The sequence below is a fragment of the Bogoriella caseilytica genome (assembly GCF_003752405.1).
In the GTDB taxonomy this organism is placed as follows: Bacteria; Actinomycetota; Actinomycetes; order Actinomycetales; family Actinomycetaceae; genus Allobogoriella; species Allobogoriella caseilytica.
This window is the reverse complement of the sequence record NZ_RKHK01000001.1, coordinates 379122-399534: the sequence shown is the minus strand read 5'-3', so window position 1 is coordinate 399534 and position 20413 is coordinate 379122. Positions and strand designations below refer to the sequence as shown.

Annotated in this window: 13 protein-coding genes and 1 rRNA gene; 10 read left to right on the top strand and 4 right to left on the bottom strand. The window is 63.9% G+C overall.

Going from position 1 to position 20413, the window contains the following annotated elements:
• Window positions 1-152 precede the first annotated feature (152 nt).
• The gene (locus EDD31_RS01785) at window positions 153-1490 is read left to right on the top strand and encodes an NAD-dependent malic enzyme (protein WP_245990738.1); all 1338 of its coding nucleotides are present in this window, start codon (window positions 153-155) and stop codon (window positions 1488-1490) included.
• 49 nt (window positions 1491-1539) lie between these two features.
• On the opposite strand, the gene EDD31_RS01780 is transcribed toward EDD31_RS01785, so the two are convergent.
• Genes EDD31_RS01780 through hisD form a run of 4 tightly spaced genes read right to left on the bottom strand, consistent with a single transcriptional unit; the run spans window position 1540 to window position 6622 of the window.
• Window positions 1540-2973 carry an NAD-dependent succinate-semialdehyde dehydrogenase gene (locus EDD31_RS01780; RefSeq protein WP_123302649.1) on the bottom strand — a complete coding sequence of 478 codons (1434 nt, stop codon included), beginning with the start codon at window positions 2971-2973 and terminating at the stop codon, window positions 1540-1542.
• A gap of 28 nt (window positions 2974-3001) precedes the next feature.
• Window positions 3002-4222 carry an iron-containing alcohol dehydrogenase gene (locus EDD31_RS01775; protein ID WP_123302648.1) on the bottom strand — a complete coding sequence of 407 codons (1221 nt, stop codon included), beginning with the start codon at window positions 4220-4222 and terminating at the stop codon, window positions 3002-3004.
• On the bottom strand, window positions 4219-5262 hold the full coding sequence (locus tag EDD31_RS01770; protein ID WP_211336027.1) for an Ldh family oxidoreductase: 1044 nt from the start codon (window positions 5260-5262) through the stop codon (window positions 4219-4221). The genes EDD31_RS01775 and EDD31_RS01770 overlap by 4 nt, the downstream gene beginning before the upstream one ends.
• Before the next feature lie 55 nt (window positions 5263-5317).
• On the bottom strand, window positions 5318-6622 hold the full coding sequence (gene hisD, locus EDD31_RS01765; protein WP_123302646.1) for a histidinol dehydrogenase: 1305 nt from the start codon (window positions 6620-6622) through the stop codon (window positions 5318-5320).
• A gap of 174 nt (window positions 6623-6796) precedes the next feature.
• On the opposite strand from hisD, the gene EDD31_RS01760 reads away from it, so the two are divergent.
• The 9 genes from EDD31_RS01760 (at window position 6797) to EDD31_RS01720 (ending at window position 20408) form a co-directional block, all read left to right on the top strand.
• Window positions 6797-7891 carry a mandelate racemase/muconate lactonizing enzyme family protein gene (locus EDD31_RS01760; RefSeq protein ID WP_123302645.1) on the top strand — a complete coding sequence of 365 codons (1095 nt, stop codon included), beginning with the start codon at window positions 6797-6799 and terminating at the stop codon, window positions 7889-7891.
• A 36-nt stretch (window positions 7892-7927) separates the two neighbouring features.
• Entirely contained in the window at window positions 7928-9208 is a 1281-nt protein-coding gene (locus EDD31_RS01755) for an ABC transporter substrate-binding protein (RefSeq protein WP_123302644.1), read from the top strand.
• Window positions 9198-10151 (top strand): carbohydrate ABC transporter permease, encoded by a 954-nt coding sequence (locus EDD31_RS01750; protein WP_123302643.1) that lies wholly within the window; start codon window positions 9198-9200, stop codon window positions 10149-10151. Before EDD31_RS01755 ends, EDD31_RS01750 begins: the two co-directional genes overlap by 11 nt.
• A complete protein-coding gene (locus tag EDD31_RS01745; protein ID WP_123302642.1) occupies window positions 10135-11019 on the top strand; it encodes a carbohydrate ABC transporter permease in 885 nt (294 codons plus the stop codon). Before EDD31_RS01750 ends, EDD31_RS01745 begins: the two co-directional genes overlap by 17 nt.
• Before the next feature lie 17 nt (window positions 11020-11036).
• Window positions 11037-13262, top strand: a complete 2226-nt coding sequence (locus tag EDD31_RS01740) for a beta-galactosidase trimerization domain-containing protein (RefSeq protein ID WP_123302641.1) — start codon at window positions 11037-11039, stop codon at window positions 13260-13262.
• Complete coding sequence (locus EDD31_RS01735; protein ID WP_123302640.1) at window positions 13259-15424, top strand: alpha-amylase family protein; 2166 nt, start codon at window positions 13259-13261, stop codon at window positions 15422-15424. Before EDD31_RS01740 ends, EDD31_RS01735 begins: the two co-directional genes overlap by 4 nt.
• 46 nt (window positions 15425-15470) lie before the next feature.
• Entirely contained in the window at window positions 15471-17057 is a 1587-nt protein-coding gene (gene aceB / locus EDD31_RS01730; protein ID WP_123302639.1) for a malate synthase A, read from the top strand.
• 139 nt (window positions 17058-17196) lie between these two features.
• Entirely contained in the window at window positions 17197-18336 is a 1140-nt protein-coding gene (locus tag EDD31_RS01725) for a glycerate kinase (protein WP_211336147.1), read from the top strand.
• 541 nt (window positions 18337-18877) lie between these two features.
• Window positions 18878-20408: ribosomal RNA gene (locus EDD31_RS01720) — 16S ribosomal RNA — on the top strand.
• Window positions 20409-20413: the final 5 nt, after the last annotated feature.

The window sequence follows — 20413 nt, the reverse complement described above, 5'->3', positions numbered from 1 at the left end:
ATCGTGCCCGGGGTTGGGTGCGACACAATAGTGTCCGTCTGGTCAAGGCATGGACGCCGTGAGGAGAGGATCCCGGAGTGAGCGAGAGCCCTCGTACTGTGAGGCGAGCTGGCCTCCCCAGCCCCAGCTACACGATCACTCTACGAGTGGAGGTGCCCGCATCCCAGCACGCGACATCGACCGTGGTCCAGGCAGTCGCAGATGTCGGTGCGGCGGTGACCGGTGTCGATGTCTCCCACTCGACGACGTCGACCGTGACCGTGGACGTCACCTGCGACACCGTCGACGGTGAACACGGCGAGCAGGTACGAGATGCCCTGAACGCGCTGGATGGCGTCCAGGTGCTCAAGATGTCTGACTCGACCTTCCTCATGCACCTCGGGGGGAAGATCGAAGTGACCCCGAAGGTCCCACTCAAGACCCGGCGCGATCTCTCTCGCGCCTACACCCCCGGTGTGGCGCGAGTGTGCCTGGCCATCGCGAAGAAGCCCGAGGACGCGAGGCGCCTGACCATCAAGCGGAACACGGTGGCCGTCGTCACCGACGGGACCGCCGTGCTCGGCCTGGGTGATATCGGCCCCGCAGCCGCGCTCCCGGTCATGGAGGGCAAAGCTGCGCTCTTCAAACAGTTCGCCGGAGTGGATGCCTGGCCGGTCTGTCTGGACACCACCGACACCGAAGAGATCATCTCCATCGTCAAGGCCCTCGCGCCGGTCTACGGCGGAGTGAACCTGGAGGACATCTCCGCTCCACGATGCTTCGAGATCGAAGAGCGCTTGCGCGATGAGCTGGACATCCCGGTCTTTCACGACGATCAGCACGGTACGGCCATCGTGGTACTCGCAGCGCTGATCAATGCGTTGAAGGTCGTCGGCAAGTCTCTGGAGACAGTGCGCATCGTCGTCTCCGGCGTCGGGGCTGCGGGGACGGCGATCATCAAGCTGCTCGTCGCGCAGGGCGCGCAGCACATCGTCGGCTTCGATAAAGATGGTGCCGTGCACGCCGGCAACCGGAACGAGGACCGCAACCGCGACTGGATCATCGATCACACCAATCCCGAGAACGTCACCGGAACCCTCAAGGAGGGGCTGGTGGAGGCCGATGTCTTCATCGGCGTGTCGGCGGCGAACATCCTGACCGGCGCAGACATCGCCGCCATGAACGAGGACGCCATCGTTTTCGCCCTGGCCAACCCCACTCCGGAGGTCGACCCGCTCGAGGCCGCAGAAACCGCCGCAGTGGTGGCGACCGGCCGCAGCGACCACCCCAACCAGATCAATAATGTGCTCGCCTTTCCTGGCCTGTTCCGCGGACTGCTCGACGTCGGGGCAACTGACATCACAGAAGAGCTACTGCGCGTGGCCGCCGTAGCGATCGCCGAGGTGGTCTCGGACGAGGAGTTGAACCCGGCTTTCGTGATCCCTGGTGTGTTCGATCCCCGGGTGGCTGAGGCGGTAGCCGACGCAGTACGGAGCTTCGAGAGGTCCTGACTGTCCGCCCCGTGCGGCCGGGCGATAGGTCACTCCGGGCTCGGGAGGATCAGGCGAGGGCGTCCAGGGCGATGTACTTCGTCTCAAGGAACTCGTGAATGCCGTCGAAGCCGCCCTCGCGTCCGATGCCGCTCTGCTTGACACCTCCGAAGGGGGCGGCGGGGTCCGAGGCCACACCTCGGTTGACCGCAACCATCCCGGAGTCGAGCTGACGGGCAACGCCCAGGGCGTCCTCGAGCGGCCCGTAGACGTAGGCGATCAGTCCGTGCTCGGTGTCGTTGGCCATGGAGACCGCCTCGTCGACCTCGTCGAAGGTGATGATCGGTGCGACCGGGCCGAAGATCTCGGTCCGAGTGAGTGTGCTGCCGTGCTGCACTCCGGTGAGCACGGTGGGCGGATAGAAGGCGCCGGAATCTGGTGCCACTGCCCGGAAGTGTGCGACGGCCCCCGCGGCGACGGCCTCATCGACGAGGCGAGCGACCTTGTCCCGTTCTTCGGCCGAGACCAGGGCGCCGTGATGGTTCCGGCGGTCGGAGCCTGCTCCGGTGCGCAGATCGCTCATGGCGCGGGTCAAACCGTTGGTGAACTCCGCTGCCAGCGAGGCATGTACATAGAAGCGGTTCGCCGCGGTACAGGCGGCGCCCCCGTTGCGCATCTTCGCGACCATGGCGCCGTCGACCGCCCGGTCGACGTCGGCGCCGGGCAGCACGACGAAAGGCGCGTTTCCTCCGAGCTCCATCGAGCAGGTGGTGACACTGCTGGACGCTTCGCGAAGCAGGATCCGCCCGACCTCGGTCGAGCCGGTGAAGGACAGCGCGCGGACAGCAGGGTGGGCCAGCATCCGCGCCACCGCCGGACCCGCAGGGTGAGGCAGGACGAGGTTCGCCACGCCGGGCGGGAGACCTGCACGCCGGAGCACGTCCACGATGTAGGCCGCGGTCAACGGGGTCTCAGCGGCAGGCTTCAGGACGGCGGTGCAACCGGCCGCGAGCGCCGGGGCGAGCTTGCGGGTGGCCATCGCCGCCGGGAAGTTCCACGGGGTGATCAACAGCGCGACACCGACCGGCTCGTGGGTGACCACGAGATCCTTGTCGCCTCCCGGCGACCTCCGGAAGTCGCCGGCGACACGCACGGCTTCCTCGGCGAACCACCGGAAGAACTCGGTGGCGTAGGAGGCTTCGGCCGCAGCGTCGGCGTGTGCCTTGCCGTTCTCGGCGACGATCAGCTCGATCAGACGGTCCTGTTCTGCGGTCAGGGTCTCGAAGGTGCGGCGCAGGATCTCGGCACGTTGCCGCGGTGCCATGGCCCGCCACGCGGGGAATGCCCGTGTAGCCGACGACACTGCATCGAGGCAGTCCTCTTCGGTGGCGATGGCGAAGCGTGCCAGCACCTCCCCGGTGGCGGGGTCGGCGACCCCCAAGGTGTCGCCGCTCGATGCCGGGCGCCAGGTACCGTCGATGTAGAGGTCGCTCAGGTAGGTCATCTATTTCTCCATCGCTCTCGGGGTGTGGTCATCCGTCGGTGGCGGAGGCTCCGCTATATGCGGAGCGGACAATGGCACCAACGAGTTCTGCGTCGGCAGGTACGGGACTGTTGCCGGCGAGTCGGGTCACCCCGCAGGCCATCTCGGTGATGCGCGATAGGTCGGCCTCGCGCACGCCGATGTCGGCGAGAGTCTGCGGGATTCCGATGGCTCTCATCACCTCCCGGATCGTCGCGATGGCGCCGTGCGCCAGCGCGTCCTGGCTGGACGCACGCACCTCGAGGGCTGTCCCGATGGCGGCGAGTCGATCGGTCGCATCCGGAAGAATCGCCTCGAGGACGTAGGGCAGCAGCAGTCCGGTACCGAGGCCGTGCGCTGTTCCGGTCAAGGCGCCGACCGGGTACTGGATGGCATGGGAGAGGTGAGTGCCGGCAGAGCCGAAGGCGATACCCGCCAGGAGGCTTCCCAGCGCGAGGCCCTCGCGTGGCCGGAGGTCCTCCGGGCGGGCGGTGGCCTGGGGCAGATGGGTGACGAGATGCCGTGCCGCCTCAAGTGCGAGCGGGCGGCTGAGGTCGTTCTCGCCGACGAACACCGGAAGTTCGCGTGTCAGGTTGTGTCTGGACCGCACCGCGGTGGCCGCCTCGACGGCGTGCACGAGAGCATCCGCACCCGCATGTGCCACGACGGCAGGAGGGGCGCCGAGCGTGAGCAGCGGGTCCACGATGGCGGCGTGCGGAACGAGGAAGGGCGAGGACACTCCGACCTTGAGCTGCTTCGCGGGGTCGGTGAGTACAGCAACCGGTGTCACCTCGGATCCGGTGCCCGCCGTGGTCGGAACAGCGATGATCGGTACCACGGGCCCAGGCACATGGTTCTCTCCGTAGAACTCGTGCAGCGGTTGGTCGTGGGTGAGGAGGAGCGCGACCAGTTTGGCGAGGTCCAGAGAGCTCCCACCCCCGTACCCAAGCACCACGTCTGGTCGAAAACGACGACCTCTGTCCGCCGCCTCGTGGATGAGATCGACGGGAAGTTCCGGCTGGATGTCGGTGATGAGCTCGGTGGCGACGCCTCGCGCGGCCATGGCCTCCTGAGTGCGGCGGAAGCCCGCAGTCCGCGCGAGCACAGGATCGACGCAGATCGCCGCTCGACCGCCGATGCTGGCGACATGCTCCGGGATGGCCGAGGCACTACCCGAGCCGAAGACGATACTCCTGGGTGCTCGGATCACCCCGAAGGCGGAGGGGTTCATGTGGTGGATCCTTTCCGGTCGGCGAGGCGCCGGACGCCTTCCCAGACCTCGCGGCTGAGGTGGACCCCGTCTCGGGTGTGTCGCTCGCGGGCGACCCTGGCGCGGTCACCAGGAATGAGTACCGGCGTAGCCGGATCAGCGGAACTGCCGCGGAGCTCCTCGAGGTATCCGAGGATGTCGGGTCCGCCCATTGCGATCCCGAGCCGCTCCAGGGACACAGCGAGGAAGACGTCGCCCTTCGTCACCGGTTCCGTGGCGTCCAGCGTGCCGTGCACACGGGCACCCACTTCGGTCTGGGTCAGCTGCGCCACGAGAAGCTCGAGTGCGAGGCCCAGCGCGAACCCCTTGGGTCCGCCGAAAGGGCTGATGGCCTGAGCAGTGGCCGGATCGGTGGCCGGTGTGCCCTCGTCATCGACCGCCCAACCGGGAGGCAGAGGCAGCCCACGCTCCGCGTGGTCGAGAATCCTTCCCCGCGAGACTGCAGCAGTGGACATGTCCAGGACGAACGGCGCGTCAGCTCGGCCGGTTGGTATTGCGATACCGAGGGGATTCGTGCCCAGGAGAGCCTTGGTTCCACCCCACGGGTGGACGAGCGCCTCGCTGGTGGTCATCGCTATCGCGATCATGCCGCCCTGGGCTATCCGTTCGACGTGGGGGGCGAGCATGCCGACGTGGTGAGCTTTGCGCACGCAGGCCAGGGCGATTCCGGTAGATCTCGCGCGGTCGGAGATCTCATCGATCGCCTGGTGCGCGACAACCGCGCCGAGGCCGTCCCGGCCGTCGACCTCGAGTACGGACTCCGTCGTCCAGGTCATGGTCGGCGGGACCCCGGAGGTGACAAGGCCCCGATGAATCCGCTCGACGAGGAGCGGTAGGCGCCGCGCCCCGTGTGAGGGGTGCCCCCGCAGATCGCCCTCGAGCAGATTCTCAGCTTGAAGGTGAGCTTCGTCCTCAGCGACGCCGGCGCGGACGAGAGCGCGCACCAGTGCCGTTCGCAGTTGCGGGATCGGCACCGTGACCACCGCCGCGGAGGCGCTCACCGGCTCGCCGTACGATCGCAGGGCGACGCCCATGCTGGCCCGTGGCGCCTGATCATCACAACCCCTCCATCCAGGTGGGCTCTGCGTTGCCCCACAGGGCGGCCCGAAGATCTCCGGAGCGTGCGTGGCCCTCGAAGGATTCGGCACGTGCCGCCCGACCGCACAGTTCACCGAGCGCGGCACTAGCCGACCGATCGGTGACCTCCTGATAGGTGGTGGTGCGGAGGTACTTACCGACCCAGAGCCCTCCGGTGTAGCGCGCCGCTCCCCGGGTGGGGAGTACGTGATTGGTCCCAATGACCTTGTCCCCGTACGAGACGCATGTGCCTTCGCCCAGAAAGAGTGCGCCGTAGTGCTGCATGCGTTCCAGAGCGTCGCGGGGCTCTGCGGTGAGGATCTGGACGTGCTCGCTCGCGTATTCATCCGCCAGCGCGTAGGCCTCCGCGAGATCGGGGACCACATGGACCGCACCATGGTCACGCCAGGCGGGGCCGGCGAGTTCGCGGGTGCTCATTCCTGGCAGAAGCCGGTCGATGAGCTCGAGCACGCGGAGTCCGAGTTGCTCCGAGGTCGTGATCAGGACGGCGGGTGAATCTGGTCCGTGCTCGGCCTGGCTGAGCAGATCAACTGCGACGATGCGTGCATCGGCAGTGTCGTCCGCGATGATCAGGGTCTCTGTCGGGCCCGCGGTGAGATCGATGCCCACGTCTCCGAACAGCTGTCGTTTCGCCTCGGCGACGTACGCGTTCCCGGGACCGGCGAGGAGGTCCACGCTGGGTATGGTCTCGGTGCCGATCGCCAAAGCAGCGACCGCTTGCACTCCGCCGAGCAGGTAGATCTCGTCGGCTCCGGCCATGGACATCGCAGCGATCGTGGCGGCCGGAACCTCGCCGCGAATGGGTGGGGTGCAGGCCGCAACTCGGGGCACTCCGGCGACTCTGGCGGTCACGATCGTCATGTGTGCGGTGGCCAGCAGTGGGTAGCGCCCCCCGGGGACGTAGGCGCCCACCGCTTCGATTGGTGTGTGGCGTTGCCCGAGGACCACCCCCGGTGCCACCTCAGCCTCGAAAGCCTTCATGCTCTCCAGCTGGCGTTCAGCGAAATCCCGCACATTGCGTTGGACTGTGGCGATGTCGGCGCGCACCTCGACGGGCACGCCGTCGACGATCTCCTCGATCTTCGATGCGGTCAGGCGGAGGTCGGAGTCGACCGTGCCATCGAACTGCCGTGCGTACTCGATAACAGCGTCATCTCCGCGCGCTCGGACGTCCGCGATGACTCGTGCGACGGTCTCGCTGACCCCCGGTTCAGGTTCCACACGCCCTGTGGGTCCTGGACCTGACTTGAGATCCCATGCCATGGGTGCCTCCTCGGTGTCGTCGATGACGTCGTGACAGGACTGGCGATGTGGGTTAAGGTTCTCACGATATTTCGGAAGATGCATACCGCATCGTGAAATCAAGGTCGGCCAGCTGACTCAACGCCGTCCACGGCGCGCCGGAGACACTTCGGCCTGACGACGAGAGAAGGATCGATGAGGATCCGAGAGATTGAGACGTTCCAGCGAGATCCACAGATCGCCATGGTGCGCGTGCGCACGGACGAGGGCCTCGAGGGTGTTGGGCAGGTCTCACCACACGGGGCTGATCTGAGTGTGCCCCTCCTGCACAAGATGGTGGCGCCGTTCTTCCTGGGACGTGACCCGTGGGATATCGACGTGCTGGCGAGTCAGTTCGTCGAGAAGACCTACAAGCTCCCGAGCTCTCTCCTCCTGCGTGCGCTGTGCGGCATCGACACCGCCATCTGGGACCTGTTGGGCAAGGCCAGTGAACAGCCGGTCTACAAGCTGCTCGGCGGTCGGGCGCGCGACCGTGTGCCGGTCTATGCCTCGAGCATGAGGCGGGACATCAGTCCGGGAGCTGAGGGGGAGCGCCTCCAGGCACTGATCGATCGCGATGGATTCCAAGCGGTCAAAGTCCGGATCGGTCAGGTGAACGGGCGTGACGTTGATGCCGCGCCCGGGCGGACGGAAACTCTCATTCCGGCGATCCGTGAGGCGCTTGGAGATGACGTCGCCATCAACGCCGACGCCAACGGTGCCTACTCGGTCTCTGCCGCGATCCGGGTCGGACGCATGCTCGAGGACTACGGGTACCACCATTTCGAGGAGCCGTGCCCCTATCAGCAGATCGAGAACACCGCCGAGGTGGCCAGGGTGCTCGACATTCCCGTGGCCGGCGGCGAGCAAGACATGGTGCTCGAGCAGGTCCATCGCATGATCACGCAGCGGGCGGTCGACATCATCCAGCCCGACATCGGCTACCTCGGGGGCATGGCTCGAGCGCGTCGGGTGGTCCACATGGCTGAGGCAGCAGGAATTCCCTGTACTCCGCACTGCGCGAACCTCTCGCTGCTGCAGGTCTTCACGCTCCATCTGGCCATGGCTTCACCGTCGATCTCGCAGTTCCAGGAGTGGAGTATCGAGGAGGACTCCTGGGCGCGCGATCTCTACCACCCCGTTCCCGAAGTGGTGAACGGCGCCGTCGCGGTATCCGATGCTCCTGGATGGGGTGTCGAGATCGATCAGCACTACCTCACCGGCGCGGAACGTCGTGTGACAACTGCGTGAATACCCAACATCCGCATTCCCTGTTCAGGAGGAAAAATGTCCTTTGAGATCAGTCGCCGTTCAATGCTGTTCGGCGGAGCAGCAGCTGTCGGACTTGGCGCTTTCGGCCTCACCGCCTGTGGTGCGGGCGGCAGCAACATCAGGTTCGCCTGGTATGGCGGTTCAGAGCGCCAGCAGGCGTATATGCAACTGTTGCAGTCCTTCGAGGAAGAGACAGGCATTGCCGTCGATCCTGAGTACGCGGACTACGAACCGTACCAGGACCGTATGGTCACCCAGTTTGCCGCTGGTGACGGGCCCGACCTGTTCTTCATGGCGGGGTTCAATGTGCTCGAATGGCACACGAACGGTCAGCTTCACGGGGTTGACGAGTTTGTCGACTCCGGTGTCCTTGACCTGTCGGACCTGGATCCGCAACTTGTCGACGATTGGCGCATTGACGGACGGCTAACGGCCATGCCCTATGCGTACTGGAACGCTGTTATCCGGTCGAACAGGGACTTTGCCGACGAGGTCGGCATCGAGATTCCTGATGACGAGAGCTGGACGTGGGACGACTTCGCGGAGATTTGCCAGGAGTTCTCCGATGCGACCGAGGACGGGCGCTACGGAACCAACTATGGCGCTTACGCCGACTTGCCCTTCAATGCGTTCCTCCGCCAGATCGGTCAGGAACTGTTCACCGTTGACGGCGAGGTGGGCTTTGATGCCGATGGGGTCGGGGAGTGGTTGGACTTCTGGGAGCGCCTCGAGGCATCCGGTGCCTCGATGTCGGTTCAGGAGCAAGAGGGTGTCAACCCTGGCCCGGACACGGTCCAACCTCGCGCGCTGTTCTTCCCCGGGAATGCGAACCACCTCGCGAATGACCAGCCCGGAGTCGAGTGGGAGCTCGATGTGCACATGGTTCCCACGGTCGACGACCCTTCTCCGGGACACCGGTACCTCCATGTGGTGCGGTTCGGTGTTTACGAGCAGAGCTCGGATCCCGAAGCATCCGCGCAGCTGATGAATTTCCTGCTCAACTCCGAAGAGGTTCCGCCGTTGGTCGGGCAGAACCAGGGCATCCCCACTTCGCAGAGGCTTCAGGACGTCGCGCGGGACACGGCAGACGAGACCGGCCAGAAGGTCATCGAGGTCATCGAGCGCGAGGCGGCCCATGAGATGCGGCCGCGAGCTGAGGTCCCGCCCGGTGCCGGCAACTGGCGCGGCATGATGGCTCAGGCCATTGAGTCGGTCGCCCTCGACGGCGCGTCCATCTCCCAGGCATCGCAGACCTTCGTCGATGAACTGACGGAAGCGGTCGAACGTGCCAGCTAAGCCCGTGCTGACGCGCTCGGACGGAGTGGAGGCACCCGACGCGCCTCCGCCTCCGCGGCGGGACAAGAACAGGCATACACTCTCCGGCCACCTCTTCCTCTCACCGTGGATCCTGGGATTCGTAGCATTGACCGCCGGTCCGGTCCTGGCTTCGCTCTACCTCGCCTTCACCAGGTACAACCTGCTGTCGCCGCCCTCGTGGGCTGGGTTGGACAACTTCGTCCGGATGTTCTCCGACCCGCATTTTCTGAACTCGGCGCAGGTCACGATCATTTACGTGTTCGTCTCGGTGCCGCTTCAGCTTGCACTCGCACTTTTCCTCGCGGTGGTTCTGGATAAAGGTCTCCGCGGTCTTGCTATCTATCGCTCGGGTTACTACCTACCGTCTCTCCTGGGCGCGAGCGTTGCCGTTGCGGTGCTCTGGAGACGGATATTCGGCTATGATGGTCTGCTGAACGGCGTGCTGGATATCTTCGGGGTGGAGCCCACTAGTTGGCTCCAGAATACGTCGACGGCGCTGGGAACGCTGATCGTGTTGAACGTGTGGACCTTCGGTTCACCGATGATCATTTTTCTTGCCGGACTGCGACAGATTCCGCACGACCTATACGAGTCTGCGCTGCTTGACGGTGCAGGGGCGATTCGCCGATTTTGGAGCATCACGGTCCCCATGCTCACGCCGATGATCTTCTTCAATTTGATCATCCAGTTCATCAATGCTTTCCAGGCGTTTACGCCTTCGTATGTGGTATCAGGCGGGACAGGGGGTCCCAATGGCTCGACGATGTTCTACACGCTCTACCTGTACATCCAAGGGTTCCGAAACTTCGACATGGGGTACGCCGCAGCCCTGGGCTGGGTTCTCCTGATCGCCATCGCGGTGCTCACGGCCATCAACTTCATTGCTTCTCGATACTGGGTGTTTTATGCTGACGAAAAATAGAACGATCGAGGCTCCGGAATACGATCCACTTCGTCAGGATTCGCGGGCTCGTCGCTTAGTGCGGCACGTTTTGCTGATTGCCTTCGGGATCGTCATGATCTATCCACTTCTCTGGATGCTGGCAAGCTCCTTCCGGCCCTCAGCCCAGATTCTCTATGAATTTGGGCTCCTGGTGGAGGATCCGACCACTGAGAACTACGTCTCTGGCTGGAACGCGCTGGGTATATCGTTTGCTGTATTCTTCGCTAATTCGCTTGTCGTTGCGTTGGCTTCAGTAGTGGGAAACGTGCTGTCCTGCGCCCTGGCGGCCTACGCTTTCGCGCGGCTGAAGTTTCGCGGAAGGCGCGTCTACTTCGCTCTCATGCTGGGCACTTTAATGTTGCCATACCATGCTGTCATTATTCCCCAGTACATCATGTTCTCGAGCCTGGACCTGGTCAACACATTCGCTCCCCTGATCGTGGGAAAGTTTCTTGCTACCGAGGCATTCTTTATTTTCCTGATGGTCCAGTTCATTAGAACGCTTCCCATTGAGCTGGACCAGGCCGCCTGGGTTGATGGTGCTGGCGTGTTCCGGACGTTCTGGCACATTATTCTTCCCTTGATGAAGCCGGTTCTGGCGACGACAGCGATCTTCACGTTCATCTGGTCGTGGAATGACTTCCTAGGCCCGCTGATCTATCTCACTCAGACGAGGATGTACACGGCTCCGGTGGCCTTGAACGCACTGTTGGACTCCCAGGGGGGTGCCATCGACTGGGGGGAGATGTTCGCGATGTCAATGCTCTCATTGATTCCCATCGTGCTCTTCTTCCTCTTCCTGCAGAAGTACCTGATTCGCGGCATCGCCACCACGGGCATCAAGTAATCAAGGCATGGAGAATTGTGACTGACAAGACTCGCCAGTGGTATCAAGAGCCGCTTCGTGTGATTCAAACCATCCTTCGGACATGTGACGCCCCAGATTATGACGCTGAAAAGTTCGTCGACTTCGCGTTGCGAAATCATGCGAATGCGGTGGTGATCAACGGCGGCGGACTGCGAGCGTTCTACCCAACAACGACCGCAGATCACCGGGTGGTTGAAGGCATGGCCACGGACATCCTCGGTGAGGTCTGCGAGAGGGCGGCGGCGTCCGGTTTGAAGGTCCTGGCCCGTGTGGATTTTCGCGCCGCCAGTCCTGAGGTCCACGCCGCACACCCGGAGTGGTTCGCGCGCGATGAGGATGACCAGCCGCGAACCATACATGGGATGTATACGGCCGCAGCTTCGAGTCCTTACCGTGCGGAGGCGTTCGCATTCTCCGTCATCAACGAACTGCTGTCGAAGTACCCCCTCGACGGGATCTGGGAGAACGCGGCAGGCTTCTTCCACGTGACCCCGGGGAAGCGGCCCGGATACGCTGGCCCGCCGGCGGATGTGCTTGTGCGAGGTGAAGATGCGGCAGATTTCTCTCTTGTAGATTACTCAGCTGCGACCGCGGAGCACTTCGGTACGGCGACCGGCTTTGACCTGCCCAGGCCCGGTGACTTCGATCCCGAGGTGTACCTGTCGTATCTGCGCTGGCGGTACGAGGCCGTTCTCGGTCGTACCTCGGCCGCGCGTGATGTGGTCAAAGCCCACGGCGACGACCTGGCTTACATTGCCGAGACTCCTGGCATTCTCGAGCCTGGATGGTCCAGAGCGACGGCTCAGGACATTGGCAGTCTGGCGCCGCTGTTCGATATCGTGGCGTTGCCGACGTTCGGCGTGACCCGGGGCGGTTTCAACTCTGCGATGCAGCCCTCTCCGGTGTGGCGTGCGGCAGAAGTGGCCGCGCATCTGCGCACCGCGAAGAGCGGGACTGCGCCCACCATCATGTTTGGGCGCTTCGACAACCTCTCGCGCTATACCAGCCTGGCTCCGGCTGATCTCGACCTCTGGCTGGCGACTGGCCTGGCCCACGGTGCTGGGAACTGGGAGTGCACCTTCGTCGGACGCAGTGACGAGGAGTTCCATGACCGCAGGGCGGACGAGGTGGTGGCCGGCCACTACCGCCGCATCGATTCGCTGTCGCCGTTGATCGACAATGCCACTGCGGTAGCCGATGTCGCGGTGATCCACAGCGCGCGCTCGGAGATGCTCTTTGCTGCATCCGATGCCCGCCGGGACGGGTATGTGACTCACGTGCGGGGCGCCGTTTCGGCGCTGCTCGGTGCGCACGTCCCCTTCGACATTGTGTCTGATTCCGACCTTGCTGCGGCTACGGGACGATATCGCGTCGTGGTTCTCCCCAATCTCCGTGTGCTGTCATCGGCCCAGACGGCGATTCTTGAGCGGTTCGTTGCCCAAGGCGGTGCGGTCGTGGCGACTGGTGTGCCAGGAGCGTGGGATGAGGACGGGCCGCGCGAGACATTCGCCTTGGCGGACTTGCTCGGAGTGACGGACGCGGGCCGCGACACCGAGGGATTGGCCCATGCGTACGGCTACATCGAGGAGCGCGGGCCGCTGACCGAGGGGCTGGAAGGCACGAATATGGTGACCACCGAGGGGGCGTTCCGGGTGGTCAGACCCAAGCCGGGATCAGAGGTGCCGATTTCTCTGATCGAGAGTGTCCCGCCTCAGCCGCCCGAGTTCGGATGGATCGACCTGGAGGCGACCGATCGATTGCCGTTTGCAGTGACCACCGCGCTTGGTAGCGGCCGAACGGTCTACTTCCCAGGTGGCATCGATCGACATGTGGCCAGCCAGGGGCATCCCGACCACGCCTTGCTGCTGGTGAACGCGGTGAGGTGGGCTTCGGGTCGTGAGGCCCCCGTCACGGCCAGGGCGCCGAAATCGGTGCACATCTCGCCGCTGCGCTCATCAGACGGTCGACGACTGGTGATCTCACTGACCAACTACAGCTCGGCCCCCGAGCGGCCGATCAGTGAGCACATCACCGTGCGCGACGTTTCTGTGATCGTTCGCCCGTCGGCCTTCCCTGCGGGTGCAGAGCTGACCAGCTCTTGGAAGGCGGTCGACGCACTGACAGGAGCCGAGCTCCGCGTTGATCACACGGGCAGCGAGCTCCATGTCGCGATCGATGAGATCGAGGCTTTCCGGGCCATCGTCCTAGAGGTGGCGGAATGAACGAGGTGCAGAGGCCCTGGTATGAGACCACGATGCGCTGGGGGCAGACGAACCTCACCGAGATCGATCCGGAACGCTACGACCATGAACACTGGGAGCGACAGTGGACTCGGACTTCGGTGGACGGGATCATCGTCAACGCGGGTGGGATCGTCGCCTACTACCCGAGCGAGCATCCCCTGCATCATCGTTCCCCGTACCTAGGAGATCGTGATCTCTTCGGAGAGATCGTTGATCGCGCTCGTGGTCTCGATCTCACCGTGGTGGCGCGCATGGACTGCAACCGTGCGGGAGAACGGTTCTTCGCGGAGAAGCCGCACTGGTTCTGCGTGGATGCCGCTGGCGTGCCGTATCGAGCTGCGGGCCGTTACATCTCGTGCATTCACTCGCCCTACTACGACGAGTACATCCCCGAGATCCTTGCCGAGGTGATTGACAGGTATAGACCCGACGGGTTCGCGGACAACAGTTGGAGTGGACTCAGCCGGGATCGAATCTGCTACTGCCGCTACTGCTCTGCGAGTTTCACCCAGCGAGCTGGCGCTCCTCTTCCTCACGCACACGACTGGTCGAGTCCGGTCTATCGGGAATGGATCGCCTGGAACTACGACCGCAGGATCGAGATCTGGGACCGCTTCAACGAGGTGACGAGAAGGCATGGGGGCACCCACTGTTTGTGGATCGGCATGAATAGCGCACAGATGGAGAGCCAGTCAGCAAACTTCCGGGATCTCGGCCGCATCGTCCAGCGGACACCGCTGGTGTTCATCGACCACCAGCGACGCATGCCAGAGACGGGGTTCCAAGCCAACTCTCATACCGGGAAGCTCGTCCACGACCTGATGGGCTGGCGAGGCCAGGCCGCCGAGAGCATGGCGATGTACAACCATTACATGCCGTCGTTCCGGACGGCGTCCGCGCCCGAACCAGAAGCGCGGATGTGGGCCGTCTCCGGTATGGCCGGGGGGATTCTCCCATGGTGGCACCACATCGGGTCCGCACACCGGGACCGGCGGCAGTACGAGATCGCCCCGCCGCTGTGGTCCTGGCATCAGGGTGCGCAGAGATACCTGGTTGATCGCCAGCCGGTGGCCAATGTGGGGGTCTTGTGGTCCCAGCACAGTTTCGACGTATATGGCCGGGACGACGCCAGAATGGTCGCCGAGTCGCCCTACGAGGGAATGGTGCAGGCGCTGCTGCGCGAACGTCTGACCTACCGTCCCGTGCATACCTCGCGACTTGCCGACGTCCTCGGTGAACTGGATGTGTTGATCCTGGCGAATGTCGGCAGCGTCAGCGCCCACGATGCTGATCTCATCAGCGAGTTCGTGCGCCGTGGCGGTGGGCTCGTCCTGACTGGCGAATCCGGTCTGTACGACGAGGAAGGAACTCGGCGGGAGGACTTCGTCTTCGCCGAACTGATGGGAGCGACCGCTCTTCATCGGCATCACGGGGACCGGCGGCTGCCCGAGACGTCCTGGGAGGTTTCGCCCGCGCACACCTACCTGGAGCTCCTGCGTCCAGGGCGATCAGAGAGTCAGAGCCATCCGCTCCTCGATGGCTTCGAGAGCACTGACCAGATCCCCTTCGGTGGTCGTCTTGAGTGCGTGAAGGTCACGACCGGTCGCGCGGTGGCCACCTTGGTCACTCCCTATCCCGCCTATCCTCCCGAAACGGCGTGGCAGCGAGAGCCCGCGACGGCGCTGCCCGCGGCGATCGTGAACGAGCCGGGGAGCGGAAGAGTGGTGTCCCTCCCTGCTGATCTCGACCGCTGCTTCGGCCGTGGATTGCAGCCCGACCACGCACGCGTGCTGGGCAACGCCGTGCGATGGGCCGCCCGCCAACGGATCCCGGTGACCTATGAGGGCGCCGGCACGGTGGACCTTCACCTGTACCGCCAGGGCGACCGGCTCGTTCTCCATCTCGTGAATCTCTCTGCCGCGGGTGCGTGGCGCATGCCGATGCACGAGGACATCCCCATCGGACCGCTTCGTGTGCTCATCGACGCAGAGACAGCCGGCGTCGATTGGTCGGACCAGCCTCTCCAAGCTCGTGCCCTCGTCTCGGGTCTGGAACTTGCCAAGTCATCCACGAGGGCAGGCATCGAGCTGGAACTACCCCGCCTTGTTGATCACGAAGTCGTCACTGTCGAACCGCAGTGACTCTTCACGCCATCCCACGTCGAACGACGAACGAACGGAGCCCACTGTGACGACCCCTGAAGGACTGACGCTGACCGGTCCCCTTGGCGAGAGATATGAAGAGGTGCTCACGCCGAGCGCGCTTGAGCTCGTCTTGGCCCTCGAACGCGAGCTGGGCAGTCGCCGCCTCGAACTCCTTGAGGCGCGACGCCGGCAGGTCGAGGAGCTCGCGGCCGGCGGCAGCCTCGGATTTCTCCCGCAGACTCGACACATCCGGGACGATGACACCTGGCGGGTGGCGGCCCCGGCGCCTGGGCTGGAGGATCGGCGCGTGGAGATCACCGGCCCCACGGACCGGAAGATGACCATCAACGCCCTCAACTCCGGAGCGAAGGTCTGGCTCGCCGACCACGAGGATGCCAATACCCCACGGTGGAACGCGGTGGTCGAGGGACAGCTCAACCTCCTCGACGCCATCAACCGCTCGATCAACTTCACTGCCACGACGGGCAAGAGCTATGCCCTCAAACCGGACGAAGACCTTGCGACGATCGTGGTGCGGCCGCGCGGACTCCACCTGCCGGAGAAGCACATCCTCGTGGACGGGCGGCCCGTGTCGGGAGCCTTCGTCGACTTCGCGCTCTATCTGGCAACGGCTGGACTACGGCAGATCGAGAAGGGATCCGGACCGTACTTCTACCTCCCGAAGCTCGAATCGCACCTGGAGGCTCGGCTGTGGAACGACGCCTTCATCCTCGCCCAGGACTCCCTGGGAGTGGAGCGAGGAACGATCCGAGCGACTGTGCTCGTCGAAACGTATCCGGCAGCGTTCCAGATGGAGGAGATCCTGTATGAGCTCCGGGAGCACTCTGCGGGACTCAATGCGGGCCGATGGGACTACATGTTCTCGGTGATCAAGTCTTTCCGGACTCGGGGAACCGAGTTCTTGCTCCCGGATCGCAATGCGGTGACGATGACCGTTCCCTTCATGCGTGCCTACACCGAGCTGCTCGTGCGGACCTGCCACAAGCGCGGCGCGCATGCCATCGGAGGCATGGCCGCGTTCATTCCGAGCAAGGAGGAGAGCGTGAATCAGGCAGCCTTTGCCAAGGTCCGCGACGACAAGACCCGGGAGGCGGCCGACGGCTTCGACGGCTCCTGGGTGGCCCATCCGGGCATGGTTCAGCTGTGCCGTGAGGTCTTCACAGAGCAACTGGGCGATCGGCCCCATCAGATCCACCGTGCCCGGGAGGATGTCTCGGTCACCGCGGCCGACCTCCTCGATGTGGCAGCGACGCCGGGTGAGGTGACCGAACAGGGTCTGCGGAACAACATCTCCGTCGGGATCCAGTATCTCAAAGCCTGGCTTAGCGGCCTTGGGGCGGTGGCAATCTTTAACCTCATGGAGGACGCCGCTACGGCTGAGATCTCTCGATCCCAGGTCTGGCAGTGGCTTCACAACTCGGTAGTGCTCGCTGACAGCGGAGATACGGTGACGCGAGAACTCATCGACCGGATCGTGGCCGAGGAGATTGCCAAGCTCCCCGGCGAGGCTTCTGAGTATGCTGAGGCACGCGAGACCTTCCTCCAGGTCGCTGTGGCCGATGAGTACGCTGACTTTCTGACTCTTCCGGCCTACGAGGCCATGGATTGAGGCCCGCAGCCTGATCGAGACCTTGTTCGGCCCTGATGGATCAGGAGGAGGCTCGCATCGCCGGTTTGGCCGCCGCCGATGTGGCCGCAGTCTCGGTGCTTGATACCGAGAACTGACCACGAGGAGAACCGCAGTGACTATGCAGACCGGCAACGAGGCCAGCCCCAAGAAGATCCTGCTTGCGCTGGACAAGTTCAAGGGTTCCCTTACCGCCGCTGAGGCTGCTGATCACGTCGCCATCGGTCTGCGACGCGTCCTGCCCGGAGTCACCATCGCGAGCGTGCCGGTCGCCGATGGGGGTGAAGGGACCGTCGAGGCCGCACTGCGAGCTGGGCTCGGTGAGGTGCGGCTGATGGCGACCGGACCTCTGGGTGAGCGGCGCGAGACCCGCTATGCGGCGGACGCCGAGACGGCGGTCATCGAGATGGCTGAGATCTCGGGCCTGCAGATGCTCGAGCCCACCGCCCAGACCTCGCTCTCTGCGACCTCCCGAGGCGTGGGCGACGCGATCGCCCACGCGCTCGACACCGGACGCCGCCGGATCATCATCGGTGTGGGCGGCTCCGCCAGCACCGACGGTGGCGCGGGGATGCTCGCCGCGCTGGGGTTGCGTCTGCTGGGCCCGAGCGGCGCACTCCCCGACGGTGGGGCCGCGCTGGGCGACCTTGTTGAGGTGGACGCCTCGGATCTGCACGCAGGGCTGTCCGACGCCGAGTTGATCCTTGCCGCAGATGTCGACAACCCGTTGCTGGGACCGTCAGGGGCGGCGCAGGTGTACGGCCCCCAGAAGGGTGCGGACCCGCAGAGTGTCGAGAGGCTCGAGGCCGGACTGGCCCAGTGGGCCGCAGTCCTGGGCCGGGCGCTACCGGAACAGGCGCAGGGCCGGGACGAGCTCGCGGGCGCAGGTGCGGCCGGGGGAGTGGGGTACGCCTGCTTGGTGCTCGGTGCCCGGTTTCAGGCCGGAGTCGCGCTGATGCTCGAACTCGCCGGCTTCGACGAACACGTCCGCGACGTCGACCTGGTCATCACCGGTGAGGGAAGCCTGGATGCGCAGTCCCTGCACGGGAAGGTGCCGGTCGGGGTCGCCCAGGCCGCAGCACAACACGGGGTGCCCACCATCGCACTCGCAGGACGTTCGTTGATCAGTGCCGCCGAGGCGGTATCCGCCGGTATCGAGAGCGTCCACACACTCGTGGAGCTTGAACCTGACCCGGCAATCTGCATGGCTCAGGCGGGCCCGCTGCTGGAAACCCTCGCCGAGGGTGCAGTGGCCAGCTGACCTGCGGTTTTACCCATGGCAACGGCGTGTGACGCAGGCCATGACGCCGCGGCTTGCTCAATGGCGATGGGGTCTCCTAGAGTCATAACTCGCCGCTTCAGGGAGGCACGGACACAGAGCACAAGCTCAGGTGGCCGGTCCCGGGCGGATCCGACATCAGCCAGAATCGCACTCGCGAGCACGGCGGTCGGGAACCGACCTTCATAGCTACGACTCGACGCCAGTCTGACGTGCGAAACGCAGACCACAGCCGGGTTGACAGCGAATGAAGAGCTGGTATAGATTAGCGAAGTTGCCCCGGAGCGAGTCAGGCAAGTCAGCCTGATCAGCGCGGTGTGTGTCTGTTTCTTGAGAACTCAACAGTGTGCCAAGTTTTTTTGATGCCAATTTTTTGTGCGCGTTCATCTGCTTTGGTGGGTGTTCGTGTTTTTTGGTTTGATGCGCCGTGCCCGGCCTCGTTTCGGGTGTGGTGTGTTGAGCTGGGTTTGTTCTTCGTATTGAAGATGCGCAGGCTCTCTTTTGGGGGTTTGTGGTGTTTTATTATTCGGAGAGTTTGATCCTGGCTCAGGACGAACGCTGGCGGCGTGCTTAACACATGCAAGTCGAACGATGATGCCCAGCTTGCTGGGTGGATTAGTGGCGAACGGGTGAGTAACACGTGAGTAACCTGCCCCTGACTTCGGGATAAGCGCTGGAAACGGCGTCTAATACCGGATACGACCTACCTCCGCATGGTGTGTGGGTGGAAAGCTTGATGCGGTTGGGGATGGGCTCGCGGCCTATCAGCTTGTTGGTGGGGTGAAGGCCTACCAAGGCGACGACGGGTAGCCGGCCTGAGAGGGTGTCCGGCCACACTGGGACTGAGACACGGCCCAGACTCCTACGGGAGGCAGCAGTGGGGAATATTGCACAATGGGCGCAAGCCTGATGCAGCGACGCCGCGTGAGGGATGACGGCCTTCGGGTTGTAAACCTCTTTCAGTAGGGAACAAGCCTTCGGGTGAGGGTACCTGCAGAAGAAGCGCCGGCTAACTACGTGCCAGCAGCCGCGGTAATACGTAGGGCGCAAGCGTTGTCCGGAATTATTGGGCGTAAAGAGCTCGTAGGCGGCTTGTCGCGTCTGCTGTGAAAACCCGGGGCTCAACCCCGGGCCTGCAGTGGGTACGGGCAGGCTAGAGTGCGGTAGGGGAGACTGGAATTCCTGGTGTAGCGGTGGAATGCGCAGATATCAGGAGGAACACCGATGGCGAAGGCAGGTCTCTGGGCCGTTACTGACGCTGAGGAGCGAAAGCATGGGGAGCGAACAGGATTAGATACCCTGGTAGTCCATGCCGTAAACGTTGGGCACTAGGTGTGGGGTCTGTTTCCACGGAGTCCGCGCCGTAGCTAACGCATTAAGTGCCCCGCCTGGGGAGTACGGCCGCAAGGCTAAAACTCAAAGGAATTGACGGGGGCCCGCACAAGCGGCGGAGCATGCGGATTAATTCGATGCAACGCGAAGAACCTTACCAAGGCTTGACATAACCTGGAAGCATTCAGAGATGGGTGTGCCTTTACGGGCCGGGTTACAGGTGGTGCATGGTTGTCGTCAGCTCGTGTCGTGAGATGTTGGGTTAAGTCCCGCAACGAGCGCAACCCTTGTCCTGTGTTGCCAGCACGTAGTGGTGGGGACTCATGGGAGACTGCCGGGGTCAACTCGGAGGAAGGTGGGGATGACGTCAAATCATCATGCCCCTTATGTCTTGGGCTTCACGCATGCTACAATGGCCGGTACAAAGGGCTGCGATACCGCGAGGTGGAGCGAATCCCAAAAAGCCGGTCTCAGTTCGGATCAGGGTCTGCAACTCGACCCTGTGAAGTCGGAGTCGCTAGTAATCGCAGATCAGCAACGCTGCGGTGAATACGTTCTCGGGCCTTGTACACACCGCCCGTCACGTCACGAAAGTCGGTAACACCCGAAGCTCATGGCCCAACCGGTTCTTCCGGGGGGAGTGGTCGAAGGTGGGACTGGCGATTGGGACGAAGTCGTAACAAGGTAGCCGTACCGGAAGGTGCGGCTGGATCACCTCCTTTCTAAG

Bases quoted from the DNA above. Each gene is read 5' to 3' on its own strand.
- EDD31_RS01780 (WP_123302649.1), bottom strand. From the start codon at position 2,973: ATGACCTACCTGAGCGACCTCTACATCGACGGTACCTGGCGCCCGGCA.
- EDD31_RS01775 (WP_123302648.1), bottom strand. From the start codon at position 4,222: ATGAACCCCTCCGCCTTCGGGGTGATCCGAGCACCCAGGAGTATCGTC.
- hisD (WP_123302646.1), bottom strand. From the start codon at position 6,622: ATGGCATGGGATCTCAAGTCAGGTCCAGGACCCACAGGGCGTGTGGAA.
- EDD31_RS01760 (WP_123302645.1), top strand. From the start codon at position 6,797: ATGAGGATCCGAGAGATTGAGACGTTCCAGCGAGATCCACAGATCGCC.
- EDD31_RS01755 (WP_123302644.1), top strand. From the start codon at position 7,928: ATGTCCTTTGAGATCAGTCGCCGTTCAATGCTGTTCGGCGGAGCAGCA.
- EDD31_RS01745 (WP_123302642.1), top strand. From the start codon at position 10,135: ATGCTGACGAAAAATAGAACGATCGAGGCTCCGGAATACGATCCACTT.
- EDD31_RS01735 (WP_123302640.1), top strand. From the start codon at position 13,259: ATGAACGAGGTGCAGAGGCCCTGGTATGAGACCACGATGCGCTGGGGG.
- EDD31_RS01725 (WP_211336147.1), top strand. From the start codon at position 17,197: ATGCAGACCGGCAACGAGGCCAGCCCCAAGAAGATCCTGCTTGCGCTG.